The sequence below is a fragment of the Flavobacterium aurantiibacter genome, from assembly GCF_002251775.1.
Taxonomy (GTDB): domain Bacteria; phylum Bacteroidota; class Bacteroidia; order Flavobacteriales; family Flavobacteriaceae; genus Flavobacterium; species Flavobacterium aurantiibacter.
The window spans coordinates 1-20,635 of sequence record NZ_NOXX01000201.1; the positions used below are offsets into that span (position 1 = coordinate 1).

Annotated in this window: 19 protein-coding genes; 13 read left to right on the forward strand and 6 right to left on the reverse strand. The window is 40.4% G+C overall.

The genetic code is table 11. From position 1 onward, the window contains the following. The first annotated feature begins 909 nt into the window (after window positions 1-909). Window positions 910-1,971 (forward strand): o-succinylbenzoate synthase, encoded by a 1,062-nt coding sequence (locus CHX27_RS09460; protein WP_094486532.1) that lies wholly within the window; start codon window positions 910-912, stop codon window positions 1,969-1,971. Here CHX27_RS09460 and CHX27_RS09465 read toward each other — a convergent pair. From CHX27_RS09465 to CHX27_RS09475, 3 genes are all read right to left on the reverse strand, one after another. Further along, complete coding sequence (locus CHX27_RS09465; RefSeq protein WP_094486533.1) at window positions 1,913-2,455, reverse strand: nuclear transport factor 2 family protein; 543 nt, start codon at window positions 2,453-2,455, stop codon at window positions 1,913-1,915. The two genes, CHX27_RS09460 and CHX27_RS09465, sit on opposite strands and share 59 nt — an antisense overlap. A gap of 144 nt (window positions 2,456-2,599) precedes the next feature. Beyond that, on the reverse strand, window positions 2,600-3,877 hold the full coding sequence (locus tag CHX27_RS09470) for an inorganic phosphate transporter (RefSeq protein WP_094486534.1): 1,278 nt from the start codon (window positions 3,875-3,877) through the stop codon (window positions 2,600-2,602). A 10-nt stretch (window positions 3,878-3,887) separates the two neighbouring features. After that, window positions 3,888-4,532 (reverse strand): DUF47 domain-containing protein, encoded by a 645-nt coding sequence (locus CHX27_RS09475; RefSeq protein WP_094486535.1) that lies wholly within the window; start codon window positions 4,530-4,532, stop codon window positions 3,888-3,890. A 158-nt stretch (window positions 4,533-4,690) separates the two neighbouring features. On the opposite strand from CHX27_RS09475, the gene CHX27_RS09480 reads away from it, so the two are divergent. The 10 genes from CHX27_RS09480 to CHX27_RS09525 all read left to right on the forward strand — a co-directional run bounded on the left by CHX27_RS09480 (window position 4,691) and on the right by CHX27_RS09525 (window position 15,607). Beyond that, window positions 4,691-6,319: an acyl-CoA carboxylase subunit beta gene (locus CHX27_RS09480; protein WP_094486536.1), complete on the forward strand. Its 1,629-nt coding sequence runs from the start codon at window positions 4,691-4,693 to the stop codon at window positions 6,317-6,319. Window positions 6,320-6,327: 8 nt separating this feature from the next. Beyond that, window positions 6,328-7,884, forward strand: coding sequence for a S41 family peptidase (locus CHX27_RS09485; RefSeq protein ID WP_094486537.1), 1,557 nt, complete (start codon window positions 6,328-6,330; stop codon window positions 7,882-7,884). Then, the gene (locus tag CHX27_RS09490) at window positions 7,881-9,482 is read left to right on the forward strand and encodes a M1 family metallopeptidase (RefSeq protein WP_094486538.1); all 1,602 of its coding nucleotides are present in this window, start codon (window positions 7,881-7,883) and stop codon (window positions 9,480-9,482) included. Before CHX27_RS09485 ends, CHX27_RS09490 begins: the two co-directional genes overlap by 4 nt. Before the next feature lie 79 nt (window positions 9,483-9,561). Then, entirely contained in the window at window positions 9,562-9,966 is a 405-nt protein-coding gene (locus CHX27_RS09495) for a glyoxalase (protein WP_094486539.1), read from the forward strand. A 207-nt stretch (window positions 9,967-10,173) separates the two neighbouring features. After that, window positions 10,174-10,887 (forward strand): esterase family protein, encoded by a 714-nt coding sequence (locus tag CHX27_RS09500; RefSeq protein ID WP_094486540.1) that lies wholly within the window; start codon window positions 10,174-10,176, stop codon window positions 10,885-10,887. Between the two features lie 18 nt (window positions 10,888-10,905). Then, entirely contained in the window at window positions 10,906-11,856 is a 951-nt protein-coding gene (locus tag CHX27_RS09505) for an ATP-grasp domain-containing protein (protein WP_094486541.1), read from the forward strand. 29 nt (window positions 11,857-11,885) lie between these two features. Beyond that, a complete protein-coding gene (locus CHX27_RS09510; RefSeq protein WP_094486542.1) occupies window positions 11,886-12,995 on the forward strand; it encodes a carboxylate-amine ligase in 1,110 nt (369 codons plus the stop codon). Window positions 12,996-13,034: 39 nt separating this feature from the next. Further along, the gene (locus tag CHX27_RS09515) at window positions 13,035-13,862 is read left to right on the forward strand and encodes a type 1 glutamine amidotransferase (protein WP_094486543.1); all 828 of its coding nucleotides are present in this window, start codon (window positions 13,035-13,037) and stop codon (window positions 13,860-13,862) included. A gap of 8 nt (window positions 13,863-13,870) precedes the next feature. Next, window positions 13,871-15,058, forward strand: a complete 1,188-nt coding sequence (locus CHX27_RS09520) for a hypothetical protein (protein WP_094486544.1) — start codon at window positions 13,871-13,873, stop codon at window positions 15,056-15,058. Window positions 15,059-15,061: 3 nt separating this feature from the next. Beyond that, window positions 15,062-15,607, forward strand: coding sequence for a GNAT family N-acetyltransferase (locus CHX27_RS09525; RefSeq protein ID WP_094486545.1), 546 nt, complete (start codon window positions 15,062-15,064; stop codon window positions 15,605-15,607). A gap of 67 nt (window positions 15,608-15,674) precedes the next feature. Here CHX27_RS09525 and prfB read toward each other — a convergent pair. Beyond that, window positions 15,675-16,776 (reverse strand): peptide chain release factor 2 gene (gene prfB / locus CHX27_RS09530; RefSeq protein ID WP_108721081.1). Its coding sequence is split into 2 segments (ribosomal slippage): window positions 15,675-16,712 and window positions 16,714-16,776, totalling 1,101 coding nucleotides; the frame shifts between segments, so codons are not numbered across the junction. Between the two features lie 49 nt (window positions 16,777-16,825). Between prfB and CHX27_RS09535 the strand changes: the two genes are divergently transcribed. Next, window positions 16,826-17,860 carry a threonine aldolase family protein gene (locus CHX27_RS09535; RefSeq protein ID WP_094486547.1) on the forward strand — a complete coding sequence of 345 codons (1,035 nt, stop codon included), beginning with the start codon at window positions 16,826-16,828 and terminating at the stop codon, window positions 17,858-17,860. Between the two features lie 226 nt (window positions 17,861-18,086). Here the strand turns inward: CHX27_RS09535 and CHX27_RS09540 are convergent, their stop codons facing one another. Further along, on the reverse strand, window positions 18,087-18,776 hold the full coding sequence (locus CHX27_RS09540; protein ID WP_094486548.1) for a nucleotidyl transferase AbiEii/AbiGii toxin family protein: 690 nt from the start codon (window positions 18,774-18,776) through the stop codon (window positions 18,087-18,089). Next, a complete protein-coding gene (locus CHX27_RS09545) occupies window positions 18,769-19,290 on the reverse strand; it encodes a hypothetical protein (RefSeq protein WP_094486549.1) in 522 nt (173 codons plus the stop codon). The genes CHX27_RS09540 and CHX27_RS09545 overlap by 8 nt, the downstream gene beginning before the upstream one ends. Before the next feature lie 556 nt (window positions 19,291-19,846). Between CHX27_RS09545 and CHX27_RS09550 the strand changes: the two genes are divergently transcribed. After that, window positions 19,847-20,506, forward strand: a complete 660-nt coding sequence (locus CHX27_RS09550; protein ID WP_094486550.1) for an EndoU domain-containing protein — start codon at window positions 19,847-19,849, stop codon at window positions 20,504-20,506. Window positions 20,507-20,635: the final 129 nt, after the last annotated feature.

Here is a 20,635-nt window from a genome sequence, read left to right on the forward strand (position 1 = left end):
AATAAATTTTACGGAAAAACCGCATTTTTGATACAATTTTGAGATATCGAAATTACGAGATGAAAAGATTTGAGGAGCACAATGTTTCACGAAGTTTATCACAATGTACACCATGTTTGCCTTCGAGCCGCTCACTTACCAGCTTTTTAAGCGCACAAAAAACACTGAACCTCATAGAATATTGCGCAATAGGGTACCGTTGAGGAAAACACAGAACGTGTCAAGCCACCAAAAAATCGTACCATCTTTCGACAAGCTCAGGCTCTCACGATTAGCGGGTTAATGAGGTAAAATGAAACGTAAATTGGTGAACGTCGCGATCCCGATAGCTATCGGGACTAGCTTCCCAAAAAAGATACGTGAAGTGGCGATCTCGTCAAAATCGGTGGTGCAGTTGTAGGTAACGATTTTCGCAGCCCGGATAGAGGCNTACCATCTTTCGACAAGCTCAGGCTCTCACGATTAGCGGGTTAATGAGGTAAAATGAAACGTAAATTGGTGAACGTCGCGATCCCGATAGCTATCGGGACTAGCTTCCCAAAAAAGATACGTGAAGTGGCGATCTCGTCAAAATCGGTGGTGCAGTTGTAGGTAACGATTTTCGCAGCCCGGATAGAGGCGGCATCCTTTTAATGGAGCGAAGCGGAATTAAAAGATACAGCCGAAAGCCGGAAATGCTGCCCAAATAAAACGAATCTGAAACCGTACTTGAACACCTTAACGCATTTTTCTTTAGCCTACTTTAAAGATCCACTTGGTATAAACCAACTATTGTAAATGATTTCTAACTTCGATTTTTATCTCGAAGTCAAGTTATGTAATCAATTCCACCGTGAATAATCGAAGTGAAGTGAAATTACCGCTTTAACTTCGGTAAGCAATACGTATTTTTGTGCGTATATACTTGTTATGGCCGTTACTGCTCGAGCTTATCCGTATTTTTTGAATTTTATAAAACCCGCAGGTACATCGCGTGGTGTTTTGCTGCAGAAAGAATCGCATTTTATTGTGATTTCTGATGGCGAGAAATCGGGAATAGGCGAGTGCGGACTGCTACGTGGATTGAGTTACGACGATCGACCAAATTATGTTTCGAAACTCAACGAATTTTGTGATTTAGTGAACTCAGGAACAGCTATTTCGGATTTGGATTTGAATGATTGGCCGTCGATAAAATTCGGATTTGAAATCGCCGAAAAATCACTCAGAGCCGAGAATCCTTTTTTGCTTTTCAACAACGATTTCTCAAGAGGAACGGCTGGAATTCCGATAAATGGTTTGATTTGGATGGGTAGTGCCGACCAGATGAAAGCTGAAGTGGCAGCAAAACTAAACGCCGGCTTTAGTTGTTTGAAATTAAAAGTGGGAGCCTTGGATTTCGACAGTGAACTAGCTATCCTCAAGGAAATTCGCGCTGCGTTCTCGAAAGACACGCTCGAAATCCGCGTAGATGCCAACGGCGCTTTCAGTAAGGAAGAAGCGACATTTAAATTAAACGAACTCGCTAAGTTTGATATCCACAGCATCGAGCAACCCATAAAAGCAGGGCAGTGGGAGGAAATGCGAAAACTGTGTAGCAAAAATATTCTCCCGATTGCACTTGATGAAGAGTTGATTGGTTTGCAAAACACCAACGAAGTTCTCGACTTTATTGCGCCGCAGTACGCCATTTTTAAACCCAGCTTTTTAGGTGGTTGGGAAGCCACCCAGCAATGGATTTTAGCTTGTGAAAACAGACAAATAGGTTGGTGGATTACTTCGGCTTTAGAGAGTAGTATTGGTTTAAATGCGATAGCGCAATTTACTGCTAATCATAAAAATATCATCCCACAAGGTTTAGGAACAGGAGCGTTGTATGACAATAATTTCGATTCGCCTTTGGAGGTAAAATCGGGTTTTCTAAACTTCCGATCTACTTTTTCGTGGGAGTTATCCGACGTACTTCGGAACTTCGAAAAAACAGCTTTTTAGATAGCGGATTTTCAGCATCCATTTTTGGATTGCCCAACCACACGGGATAACGCATTTGTCGTGCTAACATTTTGTGCATGAACAAACTGTGACCGAAAATGAATCCAAATATTCCGTAGGCTTGACGTGAGAATTGGTAAAGATCAATCGAATCGTTTTGACTTATGATTTTGTCTTTGTGGAAGAATAGCTCAGAAATTACCTCTAATTTTATGCGAAAACCGTTGCCTGGATAATTGAAATACGAGTAATAGCGCACCACGGCATAATCGATTCCCGCATCTAGAAAATCATACGTAAAAAACATTTCTGTAGGCTTGTTAAACCACGTATTTAGGAATCTGAAAAAATCCGAACGATTCATTTCACCTGCAATGATTTCCCAGTATTTGAAATCGTTGTGCAAAAAAGAATATGCAGCTGCTGCATCTTGCCGCAACCAGGCATGAAAATAATTTGCCGCGAGTTCCTGAGTTGTTTGCATAAGCGAATGTAACCAGACAGTAACAAAAATCGTTGAAATCTGATAAAATTCCGAGTCTCGCCAATACTTTTTTTAAACGTACTAAAAACAAAAAATTCGCCCACAAGGAGCGAATTTTTCAATGTTGATATGACTAAATATGTTTTAGATAAATATTTTTAAGATCCAGTAGATCAAAGCAGCTAAAATCGCCGAAATCGGAATGGTTAAGACCCACGCCCAGACTAAACTCACGGTGACACCCCAGCGTACTGCCGAAATACGTTTCGTTAAACCTACACCAATAATCGATCCGGTTATCGTATGTGTTGTTGAAACAGGAATCTTTAAATGTTCCGTAAAGTAAAGCGTTAATGCACCGGCCGATTCAGCAGCAACTCCTTCAAAGGCGGTTACTTTCGTGATTTTCGACCCCATGGTTTTTACGATTTTCCAACCGCCGCTAAGTGTACCAAGCGCAATCGCACTGTAACAAGCAAGCGGAATCCATTCTGGCATTTTTCCGGGTGTATCGTCTTTTGGTAACACTACATCTAGCCATTCCGGCATAGCCGCTTGTGCACTGCCACTTGTATTTATGTACACGGCAACCGCAGCTGCAATGATACCCATTACTTTTTGAGAGTCGTTTCCACCATGGCCTAAACTAAATGCCGCGGAAGATATAAGTTGCGTACGCTTCAAAATTACTTCAGCTCTTGAATTGCTCAACGAACTAAAAACCAAGGCAAAAATGGCAAGAGTAAGAATTATAAATCCAATGAGAAACCATTTGATGTTGTGAGATTCGAAAACAACACTCCAAAACTCCGATTCAAATCGCGGTTCTTTTATCTTTTCGTAATAATGTAATTGTGTGGAAATGAACCAAACGGTTAGAATTATAATACCGGCTGTAAACAGTTTGGGCCAAATTGATTTTCGAGAGGCGTGAAGCAACCAAACGCTGATTAAGTATGAAGCTAAAGCACCTACAAAAGGCGCTAGAACGATGAAAGCGATTACGATTGCTACGCCTGAAGGTAGTCCGCCATCTTTAGCGGGAACATACCAGTTTACGACATCGAATCCTGCATGAGCAATCGCCGATCCCGCGAAACCACCAATTAAGGTATGCGATGAACTGGAGGGAATTCCTTGCCACCACGTAAACAAGTTCCAAATAATCGCAGCAATTACACCCGCAAGGATAACCACTAAGTCGATTTCCATCGTGTGTGCAGTTTTAGCAACCGTATCTGCAACGCCAAAGCCAAAAACCCAGTAGGCTAAAAAGTTGAAGAACGCAGCCCAAAGCACGGCTTGAAAAGGTGAAAGTACTTTAGTTGCTACAACAGTTGCAATCGAATTTGCCGCATCGTGAAAACCATTGATGTAATCAAAAACAAGCGCTAATGCGATAATGATAATGAGTAATGTCATTGCGCTTTAATTACGAATGTTTAACGGCAATACCTTCTAGAACGCTGGCGACACTCTTACACTTATCAGCAGCCGATTCCAAAACCGAAAGAACTTCTTTGTATTTAATGATGTTCTTCGCGTCGTTTTCATTCTCAAATAAATCGGCCACAGCTTTATCGTAAACGGCATCCGACTTATTTTCTAGTTTTTGAATTTTCAAACAAGCATCAGTAATGCGTTTGATTTTCTTTAAATCGCGCAATTCTTGAACCGCATAATCGATGCTTTGGCAAGCTTCTAAATTGATTTCGGTTAATTTACGAATCGATTTTGTGATTTTATCTACGTGATACAAACGCATTCTGCTCGCCGCGCCGTATAAATTTCCAGTGATGTTGTCTATGGCAGTAATCAGAGCATAAATATCTTCACGATCAAACGGAGTGATAAAATTGCGACTTAACTCAAGGTTTACTTGTCGTGTAATGTCTTCTGCTACTTGTTCGAACTCCTCAATTTTTTGATAAACAGTAACGCGTTCAGAAGGAGGGAGGTTAACCACTTCATGCAAGGCTGAAGCCATTAGAATCAGGTTTGCGGTTGCTTGCTCAAAAAGCGGGAAAAACTTCTTGTCCTTAGGAACTAAAAATTGAAAGAAATTGTTTACGGTCATGATAAGGCATGTTTTACGGCTGCAAAAGTATCGCTGTCATGTTAAGTTAACGTTAACTAATCTATTAACTTTAGATTAGTTGAACGTCTAATTCAAAAATCTTCCAGAAACATTCCCGAATTACATAAATTAGCGAACACTAAACTAGCAGTTAACGTATGGATTTAACCTTCAATAAAAACGAAGATTACAACAGACTTTTACTTTCCGAACTCAAACAAAAGTACGCAAAAGTTAAGCTCGGCGGCGGCCAGAAACGCATTGAAAAATTACACGGCGAAGGAAAATTAACTGCTCGCGAACGCATTGATTATCTGTTAGATGATAAAACAAACAGCATTGAAATTGGTGCTTTTGTTGGCGATGAAATGTACGAAGAACACGGAGGTTGTCCGAGCGGAGGTGTGGTTATTAAAATCGGCTATGTATCCGGAAAACTGTGCATAGTTGTTGCGAACGACGCCACCGTAAAAGCGGGTGCATGGTTTCCGATTACCGGCAAAAAGAACCTACGCGCACAAGAAATTGCAATGGAAAATCGACTTCCAATTATATATTTAGTCGATTCTGCTGGTGTTTACTTGCCTCTACAAGATGAAATTTTCCCTGATAAAGAACATTTCGGACGCATTTTCAGAAATAACGCGATTATGAGTAGCATGGGAATTACGCAAATTGCCGCTGTTATGGGAAGTTGCGTCGCGGGAGGTGCATATCTACCGATTATGTCGGACGAAGCTCTAATTGTTGATAAAACAGGAAGTATTTTTCTCGCGGGAAGTTACCTGGTAAAAGCTGCTATTGGCGAAAATATCGATAATGAAACGCTTGGTGGCGCGACAACACACTGTGAAATTTCGGGCGTAACGGATTTCAAGGCGAAAGACGATCACGATGCCTTAAATCGAATCAAACGAATCGTTTCCAAAATCGGCGATTTCGAAAAAGCCGGATTTAATCGCGAGAAAAGCGCTCCACCAAAAGCCGATCCAAAAGAGATTTACGGAATTCTTCCCAAATCCAGATCCGATCAGTACGATATGGTGAGTATATTAGAACGATTGGTCGACAATTCGGAATTGGATTTTTATAAAGAAGGTTACGGACAATCGATCATCACAGCTTACGCTCGTATCGACGGTTGGGCTGTTGGAATTGTTGCCAACCAACGCAAAGTCGTTAAATCTAAAAAAGGCGAAATGCAGTTTGGAGGCGTCATTTATTCCGACTCGGCAGATAAAGCAACACGATTTATTGCAAATTGCAATCAGAAGAAAATTCCATTGGTTTTTGTTCAAGATGTGACGGGTTTTATGGTGGGAAGCAAATCGGAACACGGCGGCATCATCAAAGACGGAGCAAAAATGGTAAATGCCGTTTCGAACTCAGTGGTTCCTAAATTTACGGTTATCGTTGGAAATAGTTACGGCGCTGGAAATTATGCTATGTGCGGAAAAGCGTATGATCCGCGCTTAATCTTTGCGTGGCCAAGTGCCGAATTAGCGGTAATGGGCGGAACACAAGCTGCGAAAGTGCTGATGCAAATTGAAGCGGCTGCGCTTAAAGCGAAAGGTGAAATTGTTGATGCCGAAAAAGAACAAGCTTTGTTTGAAAAGATAAAATCGAAGTACGACAAGCAAGTTTCGCCATACTACGCTGCTGCACGTTTGTGGACCGATGCAATTATAGATCCGCTCGACACACGAACTTGGATTTCGATGGGAATCGAAGCAGCAAACAACGCACCGATCGAGAAAAAGTTTAATCTGGGTGTTATTCAAACCTAAGAGAGTTTATGAAGCGAATTTTATTTGCTGCGGCAGTACTGCTAGCTAGTTGTGGAAGTACGCAACAATACAACGCCAAAATAAGTACTGATATTCAGCCAAACGAACTGAAAGCTGACGTTAAAAAAGCCTATAGAAATTTGAAAAAGTATCAAGCTGATTTAGATTGGTACATCAGCGAAAGCGATTTTAAATTCAAAATAGACAGTTTTACCAATACGCTTTCTAAACCTATGAAACCGTACGAGTTTTACACGCAACTGGCGCCCGTAGTAAATTCAATTCGTCAAGGACATTTGTCGGTGGTGCCTCCTAGAAAAAGACTTTCAAAAGTTGAAACCAAGATTCTCAATTCAAAAGGTAAAGGGCCGTTTTCTCAATTGGAATTTCAATGGCTGGACGGGAAATTATTCATCACAAAAAACGCCTCTAAAGACTCGACAATAGCAATCGGAACGCGCGTTTTGGCTATCAATAAGGAAAGTGTTGCTGATTTATATGCGAAATATTCGCGTTTGTACACTTCCGATGGTTACAACAGAACATTTATCGATGAGCGGTTTGGGAATCTATTTTCCACGTACTACACTGTGGAACACGGTTTACAAGACAGCGTTACTTATACTTTAAGTTTCCGCGACAGCGTATTCCAAAAAGTTCTCATTCGCGAAGCTAAAGCAGCAAAAGAAGAGAAAACAACTGAAACTAAAATTTCGAAAAAGGAGCGTAAGAAAGAACTCAAAGAAAAACACCGAAAAAATAGGTATTACGGGTACAATCCGGTCACGGAAACCTACAACCGTTCTTTTTCAATCGTAACAACCGATTCGACTACGGCCGTGATGAAAATTCGAGGCTTCTCGATCGGGAAGTATGAGGATTTTTACAAAGACGCTTTTATTGCTTTAAAACAGAAAAAAATAAAGAATCTGATCATCGATTTGCGAGACAATCCCGGCGGCCGACTTTCAGAAATTGGCTATCTGTATTCGTATCTTTCAAAAGAACCATACGTTTTTTGCGACCGAACGGAAGTTGCTGGAAAAACTTCGCTTTTCAAAGCCGATTATTTTAAAGGAGGAAATCTGCTTCAGAAAACGCTTGCTTTAATCGGTGCACCGTTCTACTATACGTATAACTTCTTCAAAGTACGAAAAGGTTCCGACGGCAAGTATTACTATCGAGGTCCGGAACACAAGAAAAGAAAACCGAGAGCCACGGCTTTTGATGGAACGGTTTATGTATTGATAAACGGCGGTAGTTTTTCTGCTTCCTGCATTATATCATCTAATTTAAAAGGCAGTAAACGAGCGGTTTTCATCGGTCAAGAAACTGGTGGTGCTTACAACGGCACTGTTGCTGGACGAATGCCACTTGTTCGTTTGAAAAATTCAGAAATTAATTTGCGTTTAGGTTTGATGAAGATTGTTCCTACCTACAAAACAGCCGAGGAAGGTCGCGGTATTTTTCCGGATTACGAAACTAAAATTACCGAAGAAGATCTTATTGCTAAACGCGATGTGGAAATGGAAAAGGCTCTAGAATTGATTAAATTGAACAGATGAGATTAGTAGTTTTTGCTGTACTCCTCAGCGCATTATCGGGCTTTTCGCAAACGAAAAAAGATTCATTGAAAGGTGGTTTGCGACCCGAACGTTTAAATTATGATGTTTTGCACTATGATTTGAACATACATTTAGACGTACCTAGCAAATCGGTTTCGGGTTTCAATGCTATTCGAGCCAAAGTACAAGCGCAAACTCCTGAAATTCAAATTGATTTAGCTGAAAATCTTGTTCTAGATTCCATCATTCTCAATAAACAAAAATGTACTTATAAACGTATCGAAGGCGCCGTTTTTGTTACGATTCCCGTTTCGTCTGCAATTGAAGAGCGCGAAATTGAGGTGTATTATCACGGAAATCCGATTGTTGCCAGAAATGCGCCTTGGGACGGTGGTTTGGTTTTTAGAAAAAGTAAGTCCGGAGCCCCTTTTGTCGGCGTTGCTGTGCAAGGTTTGGGCGCTAGCGCTTGGTTTCCGTGCAAAGATTCTCAGTCCGACGAACCTGATTTTGGTGTCGATTTCCAAATGTCGACTTCCGAAAATCTACCTTTGGTATCAAATGGCCGGTTGATTTCCAATAGTCAGCTTAAAAACGGGCATACCGTTTGGCATTGGCGTGTAACTGAACCGATAAATGCCTATAATATCACGTTTTATTTGGGGAAATTTCAGCGCTTTGAGGAAGTACACAAAGGTTTGGATTTAGATTTTTGGATGTTGGAAGAGAACGCTTCGAAATTCTCGCAATTTAAAAACGAAACTATTAAAATGCTCGATTGTTTTAATGCGGCTTTTGGCGAATACCCGTTTAGTAAAGACGGATTCAAATTGGTGGAAGCTCCTTATTTAGGTATGGAACATCAGAGTGCTGTTGCTTACGGAAATCGCTATTCAAAAGGATATGCGGGTAACGATTTGTCGCGATCAGGTGCCGGTATGTTGTTTGATTTTATTTTGGTGCATGAAGCTGGACACGAGTGGTTTGGAAACAGCATCACCACAAAAGACATTGCCGATATGTGGGTGCACGAAGGTTTTACAACTTACAGCGAAATTGTTTATTTGGAGTGTGCCGAAGGAAAAGATGCAGCATATCAATATTTAGACGGAATTAAAGATCTCATAGGAAACGATATTCCAATTATTGGTCGTTACGGCATTAATGAAGAAGGTTCGGGTGATATGTATTTTAAAGGAGCGAACATCATTCAAACGATTCGAAATCACATGAACGATGATGCAAAGTTTAAGGAAGCACTCAAAAAAATGTGCCTCACGTACCAAAAGCAAATCGTAACTTCTGCTGAAATTGAAGACTTCTGGACTCGAGAAACTGCTTCAAATCTTAAACCAGTGTTCGATATTTATCTTCGAACGACAGAAATTCCTAAATTGGAAGTTAAAATCGAAAAATCAAAACTTAAATACCGCTGGCTAAACGTTCCTGCCGATTTTGTACTTCGTGTTCCAGTTCTCGTCGATAATAAATTAGTATTGCTAGAAGTTGAATCGAAGGAGAAATCAGTTTCCATTCCTAAAAACACCAAATCGGTTCAACCCGTCAAAGGAGCATCTTTGGTAAAGCTCATTGTTCGTTAATTTGGTTAATAAGATGTTTAAAACATCTGAACAGCAGTGAAATGTGCAACGGCTTCTTTCGTAATTTTAAAAGAAAAAGATGGAAGCCAGGGATCAATTTCTAACCGATTTCCGCGGTCCGACGCTCGGAAGTATTCAGCCTAATTCGTCGGCCGATGAGATTTTTCAGAACGCCACCTTACGACCAATTCTCAAACTACAAAACAATTTGTTTATAGCAGTTTTCAAAAACTATATCGCTAAAAGTAAGGTTGAATTTGCGCAACTTTCGGTGGAAAAAAAACTACAATTTATCGAACACAGCATTCAACGTGATATCAAATTCAGAAATGCGTTAAAAGGAATGGTGATTGCTCTTTTTACCGAAGCAGAATTTGAATCCTACATCAAAAATTCTTCTGCACTAAACAAAAGAATGATGGGAATGTTAATTGAACGTTTAAAGAATCAAGTGCAGCTTTTCGACTTGCAAACCGCGTTTTAGACTAAAAAATCGTTGCCAAACGCAGCATTTTCAGGCAATGGAAAGGCGACGCAACTGCATATCTTTTGGCAGTTGCATATTTTTTATTGACTTCCTTAATATATTTCGAATTTGCTAGGCTTTTTATAGATAATCTGATAATAATAAGTAGTTGTGCGCTTTTTTTCGATTGAATTGATTAAACTTGTCTAGAACGAATCACAAACTATGAAAGAAGAATATTTTAAGTGGTATTCTCCCAATTTAAGTCGCGAAATCGAAATGCTGGTATTTGGCCACGCGGGTTATCCAGTTATTTTGTTTCCAACTTCGATGGGAAGCTTCCACGAAAACCGCGATCAAGGATTAATCGGATCGGCACAATGGTATCTCGAACAAGGATTAATCCAAATTTTTTGTCCAGATAGTATCGATAAAGACAGCTTTTACAACAAAAACATTCATCCCGCACACCGCATTCAAAATCATGTTTGGTACGACAAAATGATTTGCCACGAAATCGTAGAACGCGTGCGTCATAATACGTATTCACATAAAGTCGCTGTTGCCGGCTGTAGCTTCGGGGGTTATCATGCCGCCAATTTCGCTTTTCGCCATCCAGGATACGTCAGCCACATGTTTTCGATGAGCGGCGCATTCAGCATCAAAAGCTTTATGAACGGTTTCCATAACGACGATGTGTTCTACAACAGTCCGGAAGATTACCTACACGGTTTAAACGATCACGAACTTTGGAATATGGACATCATTTTAGGAACCAGTAATTGGGACATCTGTTTCGATGCAAACCTCAAATTAAGTCGCGTACTTGCTGGTAAATCAGTTGATCATTGGTTGGATATCCGCCAAGATCGCGAACACGATTGGCCCGTTTGGCGCGAAATGTTTCCACACTACTTATCACGAATTAAATTCTTCTAAACTAACAAAGCACTAAATATGAAAAAGATTGGTATTCTATTTGGCATGGAAGACACTTTTCCAGCCGCTTTTATCGAACGTGTAAACGAAAAAAATGAAAAAGGCATCATCGCCGAGGCGGTAAGCATCGATAAAGTGATTCAAAATCGTCCGCACGAATACGCGGTGATCATCGATCGTATTTCGCAAGACGTTCCTTTTTATCGCGCATTCCTCAAAAACGCGGCATTAACAGGAACGAACGTTATTAACAATCCGTTTTGGTGGAGTGCCGACGATAAGTTTTTCAACAACTGTTTGGCTGATACATTGGGAGTTCCGCTTCCTAAAACCGTTATTTTACCTTCGGCAGAACATCCAACCGACACTACGGCTAAGTCGTTCCGAAACCTCGCATATCCACTCGATTGGGAAGGCATGTTCGATTACGTAGGCTTTCCAGCGTATATGAAACCGTATGCTGGCGGCGGATGGAAGAATGTATATCGTCTTGAAAATCGCGATGAATTCTGGCAAAAGCACCGGGAAACAGGCCAATTAGTAATGCTTTTACAAGAAGAAATTGTGTTCGATTCGTATTTCCGCGTGTATTGCTTAGGCAGAAAAGCGGTACGTATCATGCCTTACGAGCCAAGAAACCCGCATCATTTGCGCTATGTGGTTGATAATCCGGTAACCGACAAGAAATTGTTGGCTACGATTAAAGATTACACTTTGCGTTTGTGCAACGGCTTGGGATACGATTTCAATACGGTAGAGTTTGCTGTACGCGATGGAATTCCGTATGCAATCGACTTTGGTAACCCAGCACCGGATGCCGAATTAACTTCGGTAGGAAGAGAGAATTTTGATTGGGTTGTTGAAGAAGCCGCCAAAATGGCCATTGGATTTGCTAAAAAACACAAATCGGGTCAAATGAATTTGCGTTGGGGCGACTTTATCAAGCAATCTTCCGCACTTCCGCTCTAAATGATGTTTAACGTCAGATCCAAAAACACATGAAAACCAAACTACCCACTTTTACTTTAGGAGTAGAGGAGGAATACCAGATAATTGATCCGCAAACGCGGGATTTACGTTCACACTTGTCGAAGATTGTCGACGGCGCCAAGATTATTCTTAACGAGCAGGTAAAAGCCGAGATGCATCAAAGCGTTGTGGAAGTTGGTACCAACATTTGCAATAACGTGGCCGAAGCCGAATCGGAAATTAAGTTTCTGCGTTCCAAAATTGTCGAATTAGCCGATAAACAAAATTTGGTTGTCGGCGGTGCGGGAACACATCCGTTTTCGCGTTGGCAAGATCAACCCATCACCGACGATCCGCGCTATCACAACATTGTCAATGAATTGCAAGACGCAGCGCGTTCCAACCTCATTTTTGGAATGCATTGTCATGTGGGAATCGAAAATCGCGAAATCGGTATGCAATTGATGAATCAAGCCTGCTATTTCTTACCACACATTTTTGCACTTTCAACGAATTCGCCGTTTTGGGAAGGCCGACAAACCGGATATAAATCGTTTAGAACCAAGGTTTTCGATAAGTTTCCGAGAACAGGTTTACCCGAATATTTCGATTCAGTTTCCGCTTACGACAATTATCTCGACACGCTAGTAAAGACAAACTGTATCGATAATCCAAAGAAAATTTGGTGGGATTTACGTTTACATCCGTTTTACAACACCATCGAATTCCGAATCTGCGATATGTCGCTAACAGTCGATGAGACTATGTGTTTAGTAGCCATTATTCAGGCGATAGTCGCTAAGTTGTATAAATTAACTGTACAAAACACCAGTTTCAACATTTATCGATTGGCGCTAATCAAAGAGAATAAATTCCGTGCTGCGCGTTATGGAATCGAAAACTGCATGATCGATTTTGGTTTGAAACAAGAAGTTGAAACAAAAGCTTTGATTTTAGAACTGCTTGATTTTGTGGAAGATGTTGTAGATGAGCTTGGCAGCAGAAAACAAATCGAGTACGTGCACCGCATGATGGCTGAAGGTACAGGAGCCGACAAGCAATTGGCTGTTTTTAATCAAACGCAAGATTTAACGAAAGTAGTAGATTTCATAACTGCCGAATTTACGAAGGGACTTTAACAATTTCCTGCCTTATATTTGCAATCTGACACAACACAAATGAATCAAGAAATTAAAATTGCTATACTCGATATGTACGACGGCGAGCCCAATCAAGGCATGCGCTGCATCATAGATATCATAAACAGATTCAATCAGTTAGTTAGCTTCAAGGTTTTTAATGTAAGAGGAAAAGCTGAGTTTCCCGCTTTAGCCGAATACGATATTTATATTTCGACTGGCGGACCGGGAAATCCCTTGGAAGGTGATGGCGTTTGGGATGCACAGTATTTCAAATTTATCGATGAGTTAATGCTGTGGAATAAGGAAAAACCAATAAAAAAGCATATTCTTTTTATTTGTCATTCCTTCCAAATGGCTTGTAAACACTTTGGACTTGCGGAAATAACGAAACGAAATGATACGTCATTCGGTGTAATGACCGTGCACAAAACTAAAGAAGGATTTGACGACCCGATTTTTGAAGGTCTAGACGATCCATACTATGCAGTCGATTCGCGCGATTATCAGGTGGTTCAACCTAAGCTGAGCGTTTTCAAAAAACACGGCGCGCAAATCTTATCGTTGGAAAAAATCCGTGATCACGTGCAGTACGAACGCGCAATTATGGCTGTTCGATTCTCAGAATACGCTATTGGAACGCAATTTCACCCCGAAGCCGACCCAATAAGCTTCATAGCTAATTTGCGCGACGAGAAAAAACGCGAGCGCATTAAAGCCATGAAAGGCAGAAGAAAATTTAGAAATATGTTAGAAGATTTGCTTGACGACGAAAAGGTGTATCGCACCAACGAAACCTTTATCCCAAACTTTCTTCGAACAGCTATCAATCACTTGCTTACACACAAAAAAATACAATCTAATTAGTAAGCACCATGATTACAGACTACAGAAAACGCTTTAACGAGGCTTTTTCAACCGAAAAGTACGACGCTTTCAAACAAGCTGTAGCTGCCGATTTCGACTATATGCCTACGTTTCGGATGGCGGAAACTCCTTTATTCGTCGACGAATCTCTGAAAAAGCAACTCATAGATGCTTGCGAACAAGTCATCGACTTTATAAAAAATCCGGATTTCAAAACACAAACGCAACGTGCGCTAGAACTCAACAAAGAAGTGCCAAACGAAACCGAGCACACCGAGTTTTTAGCAATCGATTTTGGAATTTGTGAAGAAAACGGAGCTGTAGTTCCAAAACTTATTGAAGTGCAAGGATTTCCGTCGCTTTTTAATTTCCAAATCGAAATCTTCGAAAAATTCAAAAGCGTATATCCATTTTTATCGGAACTAACACCGTTTTTTAATAACATTAGTAACGAAGAGTACTACGAAATTTTTGGAAAGGTTATTCTAGGGAATCACGCTCCCGAAGAAGTAGTGCTTTTAGAAATCGAACCAGAAAAGCAAAATACCAAAATCGATTTCTACTATTGTGCGCGGCAATTCGGTATAAAGATTCTTTGTGTGACTGAGGTTATCAAACAAGGAAATCAGCTGTATTACAATGAAAACGGCGATTTAAAACCGATAAAGCGTATCTACAATCGCGTGATTTTTGACGAGCTCGATGTTCGCACCGATTTAAAACTAAACTTTTCATTTACAGAAGATTTAGCTGTGGAATGGGCCGGACATCCAAATTGGTTCTTTCGAATTAGCAAGTTCATATTGCCGTATCTTAAAGGAACGTATTTTATTGATACACAATTGCTAAGCGAGATTGAAGAAATACCAGCCGATTTAGAAAATTACGTACTAAAACCACTTTTCTCGTTTAGCGGCTCTGGAGTTGTTTTTCACGTAACGAAAGCAGATATCGACGCAGTTGTCGATAAAGATTTATATATTTTGCAGAAAAAAGTGCATTACAAACCTGTAGTGCAATCGCCCGACGGCTTGGTAAAAGCTGAAATTAGAGTACTTTGTTTGTGGCCAAACGGAGCAGACCGACCTACACTGCTTTGCAATTTGGTTCGACTAAGTAGAGGAGAAATGATTGGAGTGAAGTTTAACAAAGACAAAGATTGGGTAGGAGGTACCCTAGGCCTTTTTACAAAATAATTTATGCCCTTCAGATCAAACGACCTTAAAAATGATTTAGTTCGTCTGGAATTACTTGTGCCTGAACATTTCGATGAACTGTACAGCGTTGCTTCTGATTACCGCATTTGGGAACAACACCCAGAAAAAAATAGACACGAAATTGAAGTTTTCCGAAAGTACTTTCACAGCGCGCAAAACGCCGCTGCTGCCTACGTAATTCGAGATCGAATAACTTCCAAAATTATCGGTTCATCCCGTTTTTACCAGCACAACCAATTTTTTAAAAGCATCGCTATCGGATACACATTTCTTGCAGTCGATTATTGGGGTGGTGTTTACAATCGTGCAATCAAACAACTAATGATTAATCATGCTTTTTCGTTAGACATCGAACACATAATTTTTCATGTCGGCAAATATAATTTCCGTTCACAAAAAGCAGTACTCAAATTAGGAGCGAAATTGTTTGGCGAATCCGAATTCGAATCAACGAGCGACAATCCCGTTAATCTGGAGTTTCGACTTTCTCGAGAAGATTGGGAAAAACACAATAAACTATACGAATAAAACGCTCGCAAAAAAAAAGCTGTACTCGTTTGAATACAGCTTTTTTTATGATAAACCTAAGCGTTTTTTACGCTTCTTCTTCTTTCTGACCCATGAGCATCAGATACGCTTTCAGAAACGCATCAATTTCGCCGTTCATAACGCCATCCACGTCCGATGTTTCAAATTGTGTTCGCACGTCCTTAACCAGTTTATACGGATGCATGACGTAATTTCGAATCTGCGAACCCCACTCAATTTTCATCTTTTTGGCTTCAATTTCATCGCGTAAGGCCTGCTTTTTCTTTAATTCAATTTCATACAACTGCGATTTCAGCAATTGCATGGCTTTGGTTTTATTGTCGAGCTGCGAACGCGTTTCCGAATTCTCAATGATGATACCCGTAGGATGGTGGCGCAATCGCACGGCCGTTTCAACTTTGTTTACGTTTTGACCGCCCGCACCGCTTGAACGCATGGTTTCCCAGCTAATATCGGCGGGTGAAATTTCGATTTCTATCGTATCATCTGCCAGCGGATACACGTACACCGAAACAAACGATGTATGCCGCTTGGCATTGCTATCAAACGGAGAAATGCGCACTAATCGATGCACGCCGTTTTCGCCTTTCAGATACCCAAACGAATAATCGCCTTCAAACTCAAGCGTAACGGTTTTAATTCCAGCAACTTCGCCAGCTTGAAAGTTTAGTTCTTTCACTTTGTAACCGTTTTTCTCGCCCCACATCAAGTACATTCGCATGAGCATAGCTGCCCAATCGCACGATTCTGTTCCGCCTGCACCTGCGGTAATTTGTAAAACGGCACTCATAGCATCGCCTTCGTCCGACAACATATTGCGGAATTCAATGGCTTCTATGTGTGAATTTGCAGCATCAAACGCCGTGTCGAGTTCTTCTTCGGTAAGTTCGCCTTCGCGGAAAAATTCCAATGCCAATTGCAACTCCTCGGTTAAATTCTCGGCTTTTTTGTAGTCGTCTACCCAATGTTTTTTAGAACGCAGTGTTTTAACAAATGCTTCTGCTTGTTTGGGTTGGTTCCAAAAATCGGGCGCCAAGGTCTTTTCTTCGTCGTTGGCTATTTCGATAAGCTTGGCATCTATGTCAAAGATACCTCCTCAGCGCACCAAGGCGCTCTACAATACCCTTAATCTGTTCGGTATTTGTCATAAATAAGTCTAATTTTGCGTGCTCAAAAGTAAGACTTCTTTGCCTACAAATGGAAATAAACTTAATTAGCGATACGGTAACTAAACCAACACAGGAAATGCTCCGTGCGATGTTTCAAGCACCCGTGGGCGACGATGTGTACAAACAAGATCCAACGGTGAACGAATTGGAGCGAAAAGTGGCCGCCTTATTTGGTAAAGAAGCTGCCTTGTTTTTCCCGTCGGGTACTATGGCCAATCAAACAGCTATTAAATTGCATACGCAACCGGGCGACCAGCTAATTTGCGATAAGTATGCGCACGTTTTTAATTACGAAGCCGGCGGCGTTGCTTTTAACAGCGGTGTTTCGTGTGCGTTAATCGACGGCGATTGCGGGAAGATTAGAGCCGATCAAGTGCAGGCCGCTATAACCGATCCTGAGTTTTACCACAGTCCGCTTACAAGTTTGGTTTGCGTTGAAAACACGACGAATAAAGGCGGCGGCGCCTGCTACGAGTTGACCGAACTTGCTGCCATTGCCAACGTTTGCCGGCAAAATCAATTAAAGTTTCATCTCGATGGTGCCCGAATCTGGAACGCTTTGGTGGCTAAACAGCAGCAACCATTGAGTTTTGGTGCGTATTTCGATACGATTTCCGTTTGTTTTTCAAAAGGTTTGGGTGCGCCAATCGGTTCGGCTTTGGTGGGCGATGCGGCGCTGATTCACAAGGCGTTGCGTATCCGAAAAGTGCTTGGCGGCGGCATGCGTCAGGCGGGCTATTTGGCAGCTGCAGCCATTTATGCACTCGATAATCACGTCGGGCGTTTGGCCGAAGATCACCGCAGAGCTAAGGAGTTGGGCGCTATTTTGTCGCAAATGTCGTGGGTGGCGCGCGTTGAGCCTGTCGAAACCAATATTGTTATTTTTTCTTTGCAACCTGGTTTAAACGAAGCGGCTTTGATACAGCGTTTAAAAGAGCGCAAAATTTACATCAGCAGCATGGGTAACAACAAACTGCGCATGGTCACACATCTTGATTATAAGGAAGTTATGCACGATTATGTATTAGAAAGCATTAGCCGAATTGGTGCGCGAGTAGGATAGTTTTTCGAGTTTTCTTATTTGGCCCTTCCGGCGGGTCGTACCTCCGGCGCCGTCGCGCTTTCCCTACAACCTTGCCAGCACAAGTCGGCAAAATCACGGTTTCAAACGGGCTTATCAGCCGTTTTCAACCGGTTTTTGCAACGCCTTGCACACGGCAAGGGTTTTCGTCCAATCGCTAAGGGACCCACCCAAGGCCACGAGAGTTGTTTTTTACGGTTCGTATTTGCTACTTTATTATTTGCTCTATTTTCTCGAGCAGTATTTCAAAACGTTCACTTCTTATTAAGGGATGAATATGCATAGCCAAAATTTCATCGGCTTGCGGATGATTTTTTATAACTGATAATTCGTCTTTTATGTAGTTTCTCACAATAACATCAGCAGCTAAAATTTCTTCTACTATTGTTGTTCTGTTGTCAATTAGATAGATGATATCTTCAAAATCGTGACTTCCGTAGAAATCATTTTTACCGCGATCGTTGTAGGCTTCTAATTTTGTAGCCAGAAAATAAGGAGCAGGTAAAATGTTTATTTCTGTTCCATCTTCTAATGTCACTTGTTCTAAATAATCGAAACCTGGTTTATACCAAACATTTGAAACACCAATACTGCTATTTTCCGCTGGCATAATATCAATAGCAATATCCTGATATTTGTATGAACATATCGACTGTCCATGCGGATCGGGGTAAAACCCTAATTCTGCCAAGCGTTCTTGCATTTGTGCCCAATCGTTAAAATTGGCTAAGTTAATAGTCAAGTCAATATCTGTTGTCGGTCTAATCTCTTCCGCTGCAGGATCGTCTGTATATAAACTAATAACTGCTCCGCCAATAAAAACCATTTTAGCTCGCAATTCTTGTAATCCTTGAGCTACTTTAGCAACTAATGCAAGATTTATGATTTTGTTATGCATTAAGAATTCTTTTTTCTAGTTCACTCTTGGCTATTTCTTTTTCTCGAATTCGTCCCACTCGTATAGCATCAACTAAGGTAAGCAACTCGTATAGTTCTTTATCAGTTAAAGTAGCTTTTACCACAGTACTGTATAGCGGCTCGATAGCTTGCCCTCGCTCTAATCCTTTTGCATAGGGCCAGACATATTTCTCATTTGAGTGGATTAAATGATTTAAAGGCTCTGCTGCATGTGCTGTTAATACTCCTCTAACAATAGCTCCTGGTTGCTGCGGAAAAGCATAAGCAATTCCGTGAAGCAAAAATTCGATAAGTGCCAGTCTATTTACCCTTTTTCTTCCATCATCAATTAATCCGGCATACTTAGAGCGGTTTAGTGATTGACTAACCTCAGACTGACTTATTCCAAGTTCTTGAGCAATAGTATGATGAAACCACGGATTTTTTCCCAGTGCAATAATTTTTAACAAGATTAAAACATCTTGTGGTTTAAGATTGTTCTTTGACTGTATCATAGTAATATTGCATATTGCGATATGCAATATTATAAATTAATTAATTATAAAACAATGGTTTAATATCAATATATCGCATATCGCAATATGAAATTTGCTAAGCCGTCTTGCTCCTAGAATTATGAAAAACTCAATTTTATAAAGTTGTTTACACAGTACCTTCATCTATGCACTCTTCTTCAACTCAATTGCTCGCGTGTTAACATCGCTAAACTTTTTTTCAACAATTTCAACCATTTTAAAGTATTTGATTATAATTTTAAACAAAGATTATGAATCTTGTTTCATATAAAAAGAAATTAATTAAATTTAGTGCTAAGTGTTGTTAAAAGAGTAAATAATAAAAATAGCGAAATGACTTCGGTTTCAGTAAGGTTTCATACAGCTAGAATTCTAAGTGAGTGGGAAAATTTTTCAAAGGATTATCGTAATCTATAACATGAAAATTATTGATTTTAAAAAATAAGTGTAACTCTTAACGTGATGAATCATGTTTGAAGGCAAGGATATCAATGACGGCAACTGCAAGTTCAATTTTTAACTTTAAATATTAGCAATGGATTACTGTTACATTATCATTCCAAATGCTTGCAATACAGCAAAAGCAGGTTTAACAATAGGAGAAAGAATTTTTGGATTGCCAACTACTTGGCCTTTGTCTTTAATTCCACTTGCTGCAGAAGGACCTTTTCCTTCAATCAATTCATTAAAAGAATGCTCTAACATTTATAGATTATTAAAGAGTAAAAATCCTAGACGAGCACATCAAATTACTCAGAATCAGTATATCGCCTATCTGAAAGGGGGGCTCGTTGTGCCAGAAAATACGATACTAGAAAAGCAAATATTTGATTCATGGGAACATATTGTAAATGGTGATTTTAAAAGTGACGGAGTTATTGGTATGCATTTTTTCAACCCTGATCGAATACGAATTTTAGAGAAAATTTCAGAAAATGATCAAGGAGTGGTCTCAGCTCTGATTGAAGTAAAGGCAAAGAACTCAGATTGCTGGAAATCCCCAAAAAAAGCAAAAACACTTTTTCCATTTCATTGGACAGCTTCAAGATTACTGGCAGAATTACATGTAGCGTTTGATTCGAAAGTTGCTGTTACAGATTCAAAAAACAAATTTCATTCAGTAACAGATAGCGGTATAAAAGTGATTTTTGTAATTGTCAACGGTAAAATGAAAACAGTGTATCCCATATTGTAGACGCGTGTTCTCTTGTAGTTTATTGCAGTGCTACAGCTCAATTTTAGTAAAACTGCTGAAATAAATTTTCTTTTTGCGTTCTTCCCAACCATGCATCATCAGGTGGTTTGCTGCTGCGGCAGGGATTGC

What these genes read in the sequence shown, in the direction of transcription:
- CHX27_RS09460 (WP_094486532.1), top strand. Translation starts at nt 910, where the DNA reads ATGGCCGTTACTGCTCGAGCTTATCCGTATTTTTTGAATTTTATAAAA.
- CHX27_RS09465 (WP_094486533.1), bottom strand. Translation starts at nt 2,455, where the DNA reads ATGCAAACAACTCAGGAACTCGCGGCAAATTATTTTCATGCCTGGTTG.
- CHX27_RS09470 (WP_094486534.1), bottom strand. Translation starts at nt 3,877, where the DNA reads ATGACATTACTCATTATCATTATCGCATTAGCGCTTGTTTTTGATTAC.
- CHX27_RS09475 (WP_094486535.1), bottom strand. Translation starts at nt 4,532, where the DNA reads ATGACCGTAAACAATTTCTTTCAATTTTTAGTTCCTAAGGACAAGAAG.
- CHX27_RS09480 (WP_094486536.1), top strand. Translation starts at nt 4,691, where the DNA reads ATGGATTTAACCTTCAATAAAAACGAAGATTACAACAGACTTTTACTT.
- CHX27_RS09485 (WP_094486537.1), top strand. Translation starts at nt 6,328, where the DNA reads ATGAAGCGAATTTTATTTGCTGCGGCAGTACTGCTAGCTAGTTGTGGA.
- CHX27_RS09490 (WP_094486538.1), top strand. Translation starts at nt 7,881, where the DNA reads ATGAGATTAGTAGTTTTTGCTGTACTCCTCAGCGCATTATCGGGCTTT.
- CHX27_RS09495 (WP_094486539.1), top strand. Translation starts at nt 9,562, where the DNA reads ATGGAAGCCAGGGATCAATTTCTAACCGATTTCCGCGGTCCGACGCTC.
- CHX27_RS09500 (WP_094486540.1), top strand. Translation starts at nt 10,174, where the DNA reads ATGAAAGAAGAATATTTTAAGTGGTATTCTCCCAATTTAAGTCGCGAA.
- CHX27_RS09505 (WP_094486541.1), top strand. Translation starts at nt 10,906, where the DNA reads ATGAAAAAGATTGGTATTCTATTTGGCATGGAAGACACTTTTCCAGCC.
- CHX27_RS09510 (WP_094486542.1), top strand. Translation starts at nt 11,886, where the DNA reads ATGAAAACCAAACTACCCACTTTTACTTTAGGAGTAGAGGAGGAATAC.
- CHX27_RS09515 (WP_094486543.1), top strand. Translation starts at nt 13,035, where the DNA reads ATGAATCAAGAAATTAAAATTGCTATACTCGATATGTACGACGGCGAG.
- CHX27_RS09520 (WP_094486544.1), top strand. Translation starts at nt 13,871, where the DNA reads ATGATTACAGACTACAGAAAACGCTTTAACGAGGCTTTTTCAACCGAA.
- CHX27_RS09525 (WP_094486545.1), top strand. Translation starts at nt 15,062, where the DNA reads ATGCCCTTCAGATCAAACGACCTTAAAAATGATTTAGTTCGTCTGGAA.
- CHX27_RS09535 (WP_094486547.1), top strand. Translation starts at nt 16,826, where the DNA reads ATGGAAATAAACTTAATTAGCGATACGGTAACTAAACCAACACAGGAA.
- CHX27_RS09540 (WP_094486548.1), bottom strand. Translation starts at nt 18,776, where the DNA reads ATGCATAACAAAATCATAAATCTTGCATTAGTTGCTAAAGTAGCTCAA.
- CHX27_RS09545 (WP_094486549.1), bottom strand. Translation starts at nt 19,290, where the DNA reads ATGATACAGTCAAAGAACAATCTTAAACCACAAGATGTTTTAATCTTG.
- CHX27_RS09550 (WP_094486550.1), top strand. Translation starts at nt 19,847, where the DNA reads ATGGATTACTGTTACATTATCATTCCAAATGCTTGCAATACAGCAAAA.